The 12,235-nt window shown below is 45.3% G+C and carries 7 protein-coding genes; 1 reads left to right on the forward strand and 6 read right to left on the reverse strand.

The window, feature by feature from the left end; translation table 11 throughout:
- Positions 1-543: 543 nt before the first annotated feature.
- The 5 genes from IH879_01295 to IH879_01315 form a co-directional block, all read right to left on the reverse strand.
- On the reverse strand, positions 544-2,679 hold the full coding sequence (locus IH879_01295) for a M3 family metallopeptidase (GenBank protein MCH7673570.1): 2,136 nt from the start codon (positions 2,677-2,679) through the stop codon (positions 544-546).
- Positions 2,680-2,917: 238 nt separating this feature from the next.
- Positions 2,918-4,084, reverse strand: coding sequence for an ABC transporter permease (locus IH879_01300; protein MCH7673571.1), 1,167 nt, complete (start codon positions 4,082-4,084; stop codon positions 2,918-2,920).
- Between the two features lie 29 nt (positions 4,085-4,113).
- A complete protein-coding gene (locus IH879_01305) occupies positions 4,114-5,286 on the reverse strand; it encodes an FtsX-like permease family protein (protein ID MCH7673572.1) in 1,173 nt (390 codons plus the stop codon).
- A 58-nt stretch (positions 5,287-5,344) separates the two neighbouring features.
- A complete protein-coding gene (locus IH879_01310) occupies positions 5,345-6,034 on the reverse strand; it encodes an ABC transporter ATP-binding protein (GenBank protein MCH7673573.1) in 690 nt (229 codons plus the stop codon).
- A 28-nt stretch (positions 6,035-6,062) separates the two neighbouring features.
- Positions 6,063-7,310, reverse strand: coding sequence for an efflux RND transporter periplasmic adaptor subunit (locus tag IH879_01315; protein ID MCH7673574.1), 1,248 nt, complete (start codon positions 7,308-7,310; stop codon positions 6,063-6,065).
- Between the two features lie 370 nt (positions 7,311-7,680).
- On the opposite strand from IH879_01315, the gene IH879_01320 reads away from it, so the two are divergent.
- Positions 7,681-9,075 (forward strand): SPOR domain-containing protein, encoded by a 1,395-nt coding sequence (locus tag IH879_01320; GenBank protein MCH7673575.1) that lies wholly within the window; start codon positions 7,681-7,683, stop codon positions 9,073-9,075.
- Positions 9,076-9,260: 185 nt separating this feature from the next.
- Here IH879_01320 and IH879_01325 read toward each other — a convergent pair whose 3' ends face one another.
- Positions 9,261-12,218: a PD40 domain-containing protein gene (locus IH879_01325; protein MCH7673576.1), complete on the reverse strand. Its 2,958-nt coding sequence runs from the start codon at positions 12,216-12,218 to the stop codon at positions 9,261-9,263.
- Positions 12,219-12,235 lie beyond the last annotated feature (17 nt).

Consider the following 12,235-nt stretch of genomic DNA (forward strand, 5'->3'; position numbering starts at 1 on the left):
CACTTCAGTTGTGGAAGTGACGATTTCAGAAATGAATGTATCTGTATCGCTAACTGCGATAACCTGCACTACGATGCTCCTTCATTATTTGGACTAAGAGGCCATGCTTCTGTTTCGGCGGGAACGGGTTGACTTTTAATATTGTTGCGCATATTTAATTTTTGACGCGGTAAGGAATTGATGGCAACGGTACGCTCGAGTTTGGTGTCATCGACCTAGTAGACGACGCCCATGCCGCCTTCGCCGAGTTTTCGAGGATTTTGTAATGGAGTATGGTTTTGCCGATCATCAATCTATTGCCAATTTTCCGGGTTACTTTACCCCGTGAGATAGGATTCCGGTTTAGAATATGTTGCTGCAATAAATGTAAGAATATCTCACGGGGTGAATCGTCAGCCCGTTTTATCGGCTTGTAAATAATTAATGAATTCGGCCTGGAAAAACAATTTTACCAAGTAAGGGCAGACCTAAGTGCCTGCCTTTCATTTTTCGCGAAACCGTGGGCGCCCACAAAGGGGCGCCCCTACGTGTTTGTTATTTTCATCAATTCAGATCACGGCGATCCAGCAGCCCACGACGTTCCAGCAGCGGCTGGATGTTCGGCTCCGCACCGCGAAAGGTCTTGAAAATCGTCATGGCGTCTTCGCTGCCGCCACGGGAGAGAAGGGTTTTGCGGAAATGGTCGCCGTTTTCTCGGTTCAGGCCGCCGTTTTCCTTAAACCACTCAACAGTATCCGCGTCCAGTACCTCGCTCCAGATGTAGGAGTAGTAGCCGGCGGAATAGCCACCAATGATGTGCGAGAAATAAGTACTGCGGTAGCGCGGCGGTATGGCATCCAGCGCCACACCCGCCGTTTCGAGCGCGCGGGCTTCGAATGCGAGCAGGCCATCGCCGTCCGGCACCTGGTCCGGTGTTATCTGATGCCAGGCCTGATCAAGCAGCGAAGCGGCCAGGTATTCGGTAGTGGCGAAGCCCTGATTGAATTTTTGTGTCGCCAGAACTTTGTCCAACAATTCTGTCGGCATCGGCTCTCCGGTTTCATGATGCACGGCATAATTTTTCAAAACCTCCGGCCATATAGCCCACATTTCATTTACCTGTGACGGGTATTCCACGAAGTCGCGCGGCACCGAGGTCCCGGCGAAATATGGATAGCGGACGTTCGAAAACATTCCGTGCAGCGCATGGCCGAACTCGTGGAACATGGTGGTCACTTCATCAAAGGTCATGAGAGCGGGTTCGCCCTCCGGCGGCTTTGAAACATTCTGGTGATTGGCGATAACCGGTTTGGTATTCAACAAATCTGACTGCTTGACATAAGAATTCATCCAGGCGCCGCCGCGCTTGGACGAACGCGCATAATAGTCGCCAAGGAACAGGGCCAGCGTTGTGCCGTCGGCATCAGAAACTTCAAACACGCGAACATCCGGATGGTAAACCGGCAGATCGGTACGCTCTTTGAAGGTCAGACCATAGAGCCGGTTTGCCGCATAGAACACCCCTTTCTGAAGGACATTGTCCAGTTCAAAATAGGGGCGCAATTGCGAGTCGTCAAAATCGTAGCGGGCTTTGCGCACCTTTTCTGCATAGTAGGCCCAATCCCATGAGGCTAATTCGAAATCGTGGCCATCGGCGGCGATCATCTTCTGCAGGTCCGCCGCTTCCCGTTTTGCGTTAGCTACGGCTGCGGGGGCTAAGGTGGCCAAACGCTGATTCACAGCCTCAGCTGTGCGGGCAGTCTGGTTTTCCAGGCGATAGGCCGCATGGTTTGCATATCCTAACAACTGGGCGCGTTCGGCGCGCAGTTTTACTACTTTGGTTACCACAGCGCTGTTATCGAACTCCCCGCCGCGGCTGCCACGGGACAGAGATATTTTATGAATTCGCTCGCGCAATGCCCGGTTTTCCAGGGAAGATAGGGGTGGCTGCCCGCTGGTATTTCTGAGCGCAATGACGTATTTACCTTCAAGATCGCGGGCTTTTGCTTCTTCAGCTGCTGCGGCAATAGCGTCGTCTGACAAGCCGACAAGCTCCTCCACCGTATCCACGACAATCGCCAGGTCATTGACCTCCTTCAACACGTTCTGGCTAAACGTTGTCTGCAACTTGGCCAGTTCGGCGTTTAAGGTTTTTAAGCGTTCTTTGTGAGCGTCGGACAATTGAGCGCCGGCGCGTATAAAATCAGAATAATACCGTTCGATTAAACGCAGCGACTCAGCATCAATATCCAGACCCTTACGCTGCTCGTAAAGTGTCTTCACGTGTTCAAACAACTTGCCGTTGAGCAAGATCTGATCCCGGTGGGCCGACAGCCTGGGCGCCATTTCGCTGCGAATAGCCTCCAGGGAGTCATTAGTGTGGGCAGATGTTAGACTAGAAAAAACCGCAGAAACTCGTTGAAGCATCTGCCCGGAGCGCTCCATGGCAATGAGCGTGTTCTCCAGGGTCGGTGCATCTGCTTGATTGGCGATGGCTTCGATTTCTGCCTGTTGTTCCGCCATGCCGCGCTCAAAAGCAGGTACATAATCCGAGTTCTTGATTTGGTCAAAAGGCGGCAGCTTGAAATAAAGCGTGCTTTCGACAAAGAATGGATTACTTTCAGCGGACTCAACTCCAGACCCTGGATCAGGCATCATGGCGTTGCTCGCGGACTTTGTGTAAAAAATTCCTGACAACATCAATACCAGTACCAGGCTTAATAGTAGACGTAAACTCAGCATGACTAGCTCCTCTTCTAAATGAAACAATTGGGTTCATTAAATCCGGGGTGTATTTTTTTTGATAAGCTTCTTTTGAAATATGGGCAGCTCTCAGTGGTTCCACCTACTCAAGGGGTCAAGTAAAATACTTAACATACCTCCCGAAACCAAATAAATCCTTTGCCTGATTTTATATCGCAAGCGAGCTGTTTTTATTTTATGCCGCCCTCAAAGCATCCACAACTTGCATCTTCGCTGCACTTACAGCCGGTGCAAGGCCACCAATCAGGCCCATTACGACTGAAAAGATTAAAGAACCAATAATAATCCCTGCAGAAAGATTAAATCCAAAAACAACTTCAGAGAAGGATTGCCAGTTAGTTGTAGAAATATCTATAAATTGCAAGAACGATGCAAAAAAGATCCCCAGCGCCCCGCCAATCAGTGAAATCAAAATGCACTCGATCATAAAAGAGGCAAGAATGTTTCTGCGTTTAAAACCGAGCGCGCGCAGGGTACCGATTTCCGAGGCGCGATTGGCAACCGCGGAGTACATGGTAATTACCGCGCCAGCCATGGCGCCAAAGCTAAAAACAACCGTGACAAAAATTCCGAGAATCTGAATAAACAGACCGAGGTTCTGGGATTGTTCTTCATAAAAGTCTATTTCACGTTTTACATCGACGGTCAACTGTGGATCCTTTTCAATCCTTTCTTTCATGGAGGCAAATTGAGTCGGATCTTTCAATTTCATTGTCATAGTTGAAAATACGGGCCTGCGAAAGGCCTGCATAAGTTGCTCAACGTCGCCCCAGATTTCGGATTCAAAACTGGAGCCGCCGGCTTCGAAAACCCCGACCACTGTCCACTCACGGTTTCCCATTTCAACGGATTCACCGAGACCGCAGCCTTTGAATTTTTCAGCCGCTCCTTTGCCGGTAATGATTTCGGAAGTGCCGGCGCGCAACATTCTGCCCTCAACAATCTTTACTTTCGAACGCAGGGTCAGTGATTCCTGGGAAACCCCGCGAACAGTCACGTTCGTTGTTTGACCATCAGAACGCTTAGCCAAATTATTGACAACAACAACCTCTCCGGAAACCAGCGGTTTGCCGTTGTCAAGCACCACCACTTCAGGCTGTGTCTTCAAAATATTAGCTTGATTGCGCGAGATAGAGCTTGACATTTCCGAGGTAGCGGCTTTTCTGAGAACAATGACATTGCTGGGGTCGCCCGAACTCATCAAAGTCTCACGAAAGCCTCTTGCTAACATGAGAACAGCAGCAAACACAAAAACCACCAGACCGATACCAAGAACAGTTAGCAGAGTCGTCACCTTTCTGGCAACCAGGTTTCTCAAATTGTACATAATTGGAATTTTCATATCAACTCTTTCTCTCTTTACGGTGAATTCTAACCAATTTGCCTTAACCCATCGGATATTTTCATTTGCACGGCTTTGAGAGTTGGAAATAGAGCAGCGATGATCCCAACCGCTAATGCGGCGATAGCGCAAAACACAAATGTCGTTTTTGATATTTCAAAAACCGGGAAAAATCCTTCCATATTAAATTGCTTCAAGACGCCATAAAATGCCGGCACCATCCACAGCGTAATAAGAATACCAAGGATGCCGCCGAAGATAGCAATCAGGGAAGATTCCCCGAAGATTAACCCAACCAAATGTTTGGGCCTAAATCCCAATGTTTTAAGAACAGCATATTCAGAAATACGTTCACGGGCGGTCATGGCCATGGTATTGGCAAGGACCAGTAAAATAATCGCAATCACCACCACAGAAATGACTCTGATGGCGGTTATTATGGTACTCACCATGGAGACAAAGCTCAATTGAAACTGTTTTTCGGTCTCAGTCTTTGTTTCAGCAACGGAATTGTCAAACATAGAATCTATCGCTTCTGAGATTTCCCCTGCGAGTTCAGGGCTCGAGATGCCAATGTAATACCACCCCGCTTGACCGGAACGGCCCGGTGAGGTTTGATTTAATCGTTCATCGATATACTTCCAATGGAAAAACATCTGGGTTTCATCTGCCGCGCGAATGGCTCCGTCATAAATTCCTCGAACTACAAAATCCCAATCCCCGGGGAAAATATCGCCGATCAACCGAAAGGTGTCCCCCACTTCCCAGCCGTATTTGTTGGCAAGCTTTCTTCCGACAATACAGGAATTTCTTTCTTTAATGAAAGACTCTCTCTCCGATTCGGGGAGGACATATTCCGGATATAATTCTAAAAAGGGTTCCGGATCAATGGCGAACCTTGCAAAAAAATTCTTTTGATCAATATAGGTTCCTCCAAACCAGAATCCGCTGCAGATATTTTCGACGCCGGGAATCTTGGCAATTTTTTCCTTGTATGATAGCGGTAATGAAAAGGTTAAAGATACAGCGTTTTGCGTAACCAATCTCGTATCCGACGACGCTTCGACTCCAACAAAATAGGCATCGATAACGGTTCTCAACAGAGCAAATGCAAAAATAGCGACCGCGATCCCAATAGCAGTGAGAAGCGACCGCAGTTTGTGGCGCAGGGTGTTTTTTAAAACTAATTTTATGATTTTCATGTGGCCTCCGGATATATACCCAATGCCATCGCTTAAAAACGATGACATCGTTCTAAATTTACTTATGATTTGTCTCTTCCAAAACCCCTTTCTCCAACTGCCTGATCGTGTGCGCTTTATCAGCCGCACGCGGATCGTGAGTAACCATGATGATTGTTTTCTTAAATTCAGAATTTAAGCGCTCCAAAAGCGTCAGGATTTCTTCTGCTGATTCTTTGTCCAAATCGCCGGTTGGCTCGTCCGCGACGATAATCGTTGGATCGGTGACAACCGCTCGTGCAATGGCCACTCGCTGCTCCTGACCGCCGGAAAGTTCGCTTGGCTTGTGTTTCATACGATCTGCCAAGCCAACGATATCCAAGGCAGTTTTCACGTGTTCGTGGCGCTTTTTTTTAGAGAGATTTGTTAAAAGCAGCGGCAACTCAACATTTTCAAATGCCGTGAGCACCGGCATAAGATTGTAAAACTGAAATATAAAGCCGACATGCCTCGACCGCCAATTGGCCAGGGCCGATTCTGAAAGACCCGCTATATCTGTATCCGCGACATTAATTTTGCCGGAGTCAGGTTTGTCGATTCCTGCAATTAAATTTAACAATGTGGTTTTCCCTGAACCAGATGGTCCCATTAGAGCCAAAAATTCGCCTTCCGGGACACTCAAATTAATATCTTCTAAAACGGGAATGGGCTGGCTGCCGCGTTTGTATGATTTGCTTACGTTTTCAACGTTTACGATTGTGTTTGGCATAAATTTTCCTCCGATATGACGAGCATTTCTAATTTTGTTCTTCAATTTTAATTTTTACCCCCGACTTCAAATCCTCACTCGGGTTCAGGACAACCTTATCGCCGTTCGATACGCCGCTGAGAATTTCAATCTGTCCACCAAATACTCTACCCGTTGAAACGGGAGTCTCAGTGACCGAACCGCCTCGAACCCAAAAAACAACATCCATGCCGTTTCTTTTCAAGATTGCTTTTTTAGGAAGCGCAGTAAATGGTTGCAGAGATTCGTTATTTCCTTCTAAAGATTTAGAAAGAAAATTGACTTTAGCGCTCATTTCCGGCAGAACTTTTTCGTCGAGTTTTTCGAATCGAATTTTTGTCAAAACCGTGGCTTTAGCGCGGTCGGCGGTCGGAACGATTTTATGAACGTAACCGGGATATCGAATTTCCGGGAAGGCATCCAAAATAATTTCACACGATTGTCCCGCTCGAACACGCTGAATGTTCGACTCGGAAACGTCTGCTTCCACTTCAAGGGAGGACATGTCCGCGAGGGTGACGACAGCACTCCTGGAATTTGAGGAAGCGGCAAAAGGCGCAACCATCTCGCCGATATCGGCATTTTTGGTGAGCACCGTACCAGAGAAAGGAGCTCGGATTTTGGTGTTGTCAACATTGATATCAGCAGAGACAACTGCGGCCTTCGACAATTCAACCTGGGCTTTCCCGGCTGCAACCCCGGCATCGGCACTTTTAAAACGCGCCTCGGCGATGTCGTACTCCGATTTAGAAATTAAGCCTCTCGAAAGTAAGTCCTTTTGCCGTTCATGATTCAGGTTTGCTTCATGTTGATCCGCTTCTCTTTGTTTGAGGATTGCTTTTGAGACTTCTAAGTCCGCACGAGCCCATTGCAGCTCCGCATCGACATCATCATGCTCTAACCGCGCGATAATCTCTCCCTCTTTAACTTCATCTCCTTCCTCAACATTCAAATACTCAAGCCGGCCGGTTCCTTTTGAAGCGACAGCGGCCTGCGTTTGTGCGACGACGTATCCGCTGGCCGTTAAAATCGCATCAGCTTGTGAGGGGTAAATTGTTGACACAGTGACAACTTGCAACGAAGGCGTTGAGGTAGAATTCGAAGTGAACAGATAGATAACAATAATGAATCCCGCCACAAGCAACCCGGCAAAAATCAAAGTTTTGTTTTTTGAATTAGCTTGGTTTGGATTCGAATCATCATCGCGATTAATTCGCAGTTTTGAGAGATCAGCTGAATCTGTTCTTTTTTCCGACATGATTTATTTTAAACCTTTTTCAATAAAGCAATCCTAAGGTCAAAAGCCCTACGGACATTTTTGACCTACAAAGTTAATGTAATTTAACAAAATATAAAGACGCCCTGACATAAAATCAAGCGAAAAGGACGAACCTAATCTGCTGCACAACTAATATACGAAGAATTCGTTTTGAAATTATTTATATTAGACGAGTGTTAAAATGAGTCGGTGAACGGCTGAAAAATTCCCATAAATGGCTCAAACAAAGATCTTTTTTAAACAGGCCCCTATTTTGCTATCAAAATGAAGGCTGAAGGAAACCTCTCAGGTAAAATTAAAGTATCAGCAGAAGACCGAAACAACATCTTCTTGCACTAATAAAAAGAATATGAATATTTTGTTAAATATTAAGCGGTACTTTTTTATTTGCATTATCTTCTTGGTCGTCCTCGGAAACTGCTCAGAGAACAAAGATTCTCAAAATGCAGACTATCAACACGACTCGACTTACGTTTATATTTCTGATGAACAAAGTCCGGTTTTTTCTATTCAGATTGCTGCTTTGAGAGATAAAAATAATGCTGATCATTTAAGGGACGTACTCAGAAAATCCGAGTTGCCCGCTTACCTTTTATCCGATAGCACTTCATCCGGTGATTCATTTTTCAAAATAAGAATCGGTCCATATCGCACTGAATACCAAGCCGCACGTGCTTTGAAAAACATAAATGAACTTGGATATGAAAAGGCTTTTATAACAACTGAGGGCTTGGCATCTGAGGATTCGTCCGAGGCAGACTTGGATGAGAAGACAGGAAAAATGCAGCTAACTTTCTCAAGAGAATGCAGTCATCCACAATGGTCTCCTAAAGGCAGGGAGATTGCTTTTTTTAAAAAAGAGAATGGCATCGAGGGTCTTTATACCATTGGCACCGGCGGAGGTAACATTTCAAAAATTATCGAAAGTGAAGAAAAACGCACCATAACTACAAAGTTCTCCTGGGCACCAACTAGTGAGAATATCGCCTTTACTGCAATCGAAGTCAACAAAAATTGGGATCAAATTGAGAATCTGTTTCTGATCAACAAAAACGGTTCCGGGCTCAAGAGAATTGTAGACCAAACAGGCATGGCTTATAAAGTATCGGATCTTAAGTGGTCACCGGACAGCCGCAGAATTGCCATAAATGCAAATTATGGCAAGAGGGATTCGTGGTCTGATTATTTTCAAACGGTCAAAATAGTGAACCTGGATGAACCTGACTCTTACCTAACCGAGTTAGTTGTTGTGGAGAGAATTAATTCTGTTTTAGGTTGGAAATCAAACGATGAACTTCTTTTTCTGGCAGCTTATGATGACATTGATGAACTCGGCTATGAAATATGGAGTTATCAGTTGAGTACACAACACAGGAAAAGAATCTTTAGCCATCCGGTTGTGTCAGAATTTCGTGAAATCGCCTACTTAAGGAGTGAAAATTTGCTCATCTACACTTCAGCGTCCGCAGACAAAATTACCACGATCAATCTGGATTCAGGTCAAGAAAACCTACTATTAGAGTCTCGAGTAATTGGAGCGAGTGGAATCTCAACAATTAATTTATCAGCGACAAACGACCTGTACTTTTTAAGCAATCATTCTCTGTTAAAATTTGATCAGAATCATCATCTCTTAATGAGTACGATAGAAATCAATGCAGAAAACTTTACTCTTTCCCCGATCGGTAGTAAGATCTGTTTTGCAGAGAATGGCATGCTGTTTACTCAAAAAATAAGTTTCTAACCTCACACACTTCTTATAGCCTACCTCAATTAAACACTGCAATTTAAGACTAACTTGGATTTTGAAATTAACCTGACCCAATGGTTTTGAATAGAAAAAGCCCGGCAGCTCAACCGGGCTTTTTCTAAAATCAAATGATACAAAAATAAACCTACGTTAGGCAGGATAAAAAATTCGGTAAACTCCTAAAAATCCAAGCCAATTGAAAAATGCGTGCCCGGCGCATCTGTGCCTCTATTAATGCCATCAGCCGATTCTTTCTTTAATGGGAAGTCCCATCTCAGCACCAAGAGGCCGCCTAAATTAAACCTGAATCCGACTCCGTAGGATGTTAAAATGTTGTCTCTGCTGAATTTCCTAGTCACCGGGCTTCCATTGATAAAACCCTGAATTCCCCAGGCAGTGGCGGCGTCAAAAAACACGAGTCCGCTTAGAAAATCATATTGTATGGGTAAAAATGGCAACAATGGAAATCTAAGCTCAACATTCTGGTAGGCCATCCTCGTGCCTCGTAATGCCAGGTCAGCAAAATCGGTTCCTCTAAATGTAAACGGTCCACCGAGGAAAAACAGACGCTCATTTTCCCCTAGTGTAACGCCTGAAGATAACCGGTAGGCCAGCGAAAACCTCGGTAAACTGATGGCGAAATATTTTCTGTAGTCAGCAAAAAGCAGGGAATATCGTAAATCGCCAAGATTTTGCTGTACCGAAAAGCGCGCTCTAGTTCCTGAGACCGGCGCGGCAATTCCCCAAAATGCGGTATCGCGAACCAGGGCAGCCTCGACGCTGGTAAAAATTGATGTGCCTGAAGCGGCTTGACTGGTTTCGCCTGTATTAAAATTAAAGTTTACTATATCCTCCGCAACAAAGTATAGATTTGAATTAAACTCAACTCGAGTAAAGGGTGAAAAAGGCCGTGAAACACCAAGCCCGATTCCCCGAAATATTCTACTCCTGAACTCAGCCGTATTGGATGCAGTAAATACACCAAAATCATCTCTGAATTGAAACGCAGAAACAGCCCACTGCAGCCGGCGAGCCTGGTTAAAATAGGTCGCAATAATAGTAGATTCCAGCGGGTCGCCATAAAGAGCTGCCTGAATGAGCAGGTTTTTGTCACCAAGCATGTCACTGAATAAGAAAGCGGTTTGGCCGGCAAACCCAACATTGGTTGCAAATGCTCCGCCGCCGACAATTAGATCAGCAGTTAATTTAGATTTGTAACCGGACAGTAAAAACTCGGAACTGTCTGGCAGGGGATATTCTCTATACTTGTCATTTACATCTTCCAAAGCATCCAGGACTGCAACTGCAATACCGCCATCTATTTTCTCTTTTTCGTATTCATCTTCATCAAGTGTATAAATATTCCAGCCTGCATCTGAAAAAGCACTAAAAGCAAGCCGTCCTGTTTCGGTAGCTATGGTGACGGCCGGGCTCTCAGTTACGATACCGGCTACGCCTGTAATAAAATTCGTTATGCGATATAAATCCCGCGTCTCCAAGTCCATTGAATAAACATTTGGAATGCCGTCCATATCGGAAATAAAGATTATTTCGTCGCCATTTTGATTCCAATTGGGGTTGATGTGATTGCCACCCGTTTGCGTCAAAAGGGTAATCTCACCGGTTGCAATATCATAGAGAGCAATATTATACCCACCAAAAATCAAGCTGTCTATTTTTGTATCGGGGCCGATATCCGTCGTGAAGGCAATTTGTTTCCCGTCAGGAGACCATTGCGGGTGCAGGGCCGCATATCTATCATCGGTTATCTGCTTCAGGTCCTCTCCATCACTTGTTGCTATATAAAGATCTGAAATACCGCCGCGAAGTCCCGAAAAAACCAGCCGATCGCCATTCGGAGACCAACTGGGCGCGGCCATGCCCGTTAAGTTATCAAAAGTTAATTTTTTGACTACTTTTCTACTTTCTGCATCGACGATATAAATTGCATCGGTCTTGCCCGATTTTGAGACAAAGGAAAATTGTTTGCCATCAGGAGACCAATTCATCGAGGTATTAAAATACCTCAATGATTCATAACTTGCGCTGGTTCCGCTGCGTACGATTTTATGGACTGTATCCTCTTCTTCCAAATCTTTGAGCAGCATATTTAATGCGAAGTCCTTGGAGCCAATGTAAGCCAGATCGGTTCCGTCGGGAGAAAGGGCCGGAACAATGCTGATGCTTTGACAATCCTGACAGGGGTCTGAAATTGGTGTGGCGACATCCCCCGGCTTTTTCAGAAGTACATTCTTCGGCAAGTAGCGGGTCCGGGCATCGTCTTGCCAGCGTTTTGATAATTCGACCAGGTCGAGTCCGGTATGAGCTTTATAAGCTCGATTTATGTCACCGGTTGCACGCGCCGTTTTAAAAATTCGTCCGACAACTTCCTTACCGTACCGCTCACCCACATAATACCAAATGGACTGTCCCATCCGGTAGACCCGAATATCGAAAACATAGGTCATTTCAGGAATAGATAAAAGTGTATTGTTCAAGACGCCATCCCGCATCCACATTCGGGTTATGTTATCCATGCCCACGGACAGGTATTCCGCCATCCCCTCGATAAACCACAAAGGCGGATTAAACCGGCGGACAAGATCAGCCGGTCCATCAGAAAGCATGATATCAAACTGAAAAGCGTGAACCATCTCGTGAGTCAACACATGAATAAATTGGCCATAGGATCCGGTAATTGGCAGGATCATGCGGCCTTTTAGTGACTCGGTTATACCTTGTGTTCCTTCACTAATATAACTTCCAATAGCGTTCGTTTGTTGAAAATCGTTATGAGATGCATAGAGCAGAAGAGGAATTTTCTTCTTAAATTTATAGTCGAGAATTTCGCTCAGGTATGCATAAGATCGCTCAGAAATTTCAGCGGCATCCAGAGCTGCCTGCCGTTCTTCTTCGTAAAAATAAATATCAAAATGCTCGGTCTTAATAATTGACCAATCAAACTTTTTGTAGTGAACCTTATTTTTTCCGAAACCAAAATAATCACCAAATTGTCCATAGGCCTTGGACGAGATTAGTAAGAACGCAAGTACAGGCAATAACCGGAGAAAGTAAATCCACCCATCGATCCTTGAAATGGCATTCACTTTTAAATTCCGGGATATATTTGTTTGCATCTTAAATCCTCCTTAAA

This window comes from candidate division KSB1 bacterium, assembly GCA_022562085.1.
Classification (GTDB): Bacteria; Zhuqueibacterota; Zhuqueibacteria; order Oceanimicrobiales; family Oceanimicrobiaceae; genus Oceanimicrobium.

Coding starts and splice junctions, on each gene's coding strand:
- IH879_01295 (MCH7673570.1), bottom strand. CDS start 2,679: ATGTTGTCAGGAATTTTTTACACAAAGTCCGCGAGCAACGCCATGATG.
- IH879_01300 (MCH7673571.1), bottom strand. CDS start 4,084: ATGAAAATTCCAATTATGTACAATTTGAGAAACCTGGTTGCCAGAAAG.
- IH879_01305 (MCH7673572.1), bottom strand. CDS start 5,286: ATGAAAATCATAAAATTAGTTTTAAAAAACACCCTGCGCCACAAACTG.
- IH879_01310 (MCH7673573.1), bottom strand. CDS start 6,034: ATGCCAAACACAATCGTAAACGTTGAAAACGTAAGCAAATCATACAAA.
- IH879_01315 (MCH7673574.1), bottom strand. CDS start 7,310: ATGTCGGAAAAAAGAACAGATTCAGCTGATCTCTCAAAACTGCGAATT.
- IH879_01320 (MCH7673575.1), top strand. CDS start 7,681: ATGAATATTTTGTTAAATATTAAGCGGTACTTTTTTATTTGCATTATC.
- IH879_01325 (MCH7673576.1), bottom strand. CDS start 12,218: ATGCAAACAAATATATCCCGGAATTTAAAAGTGAATGCCATTTCAAGG.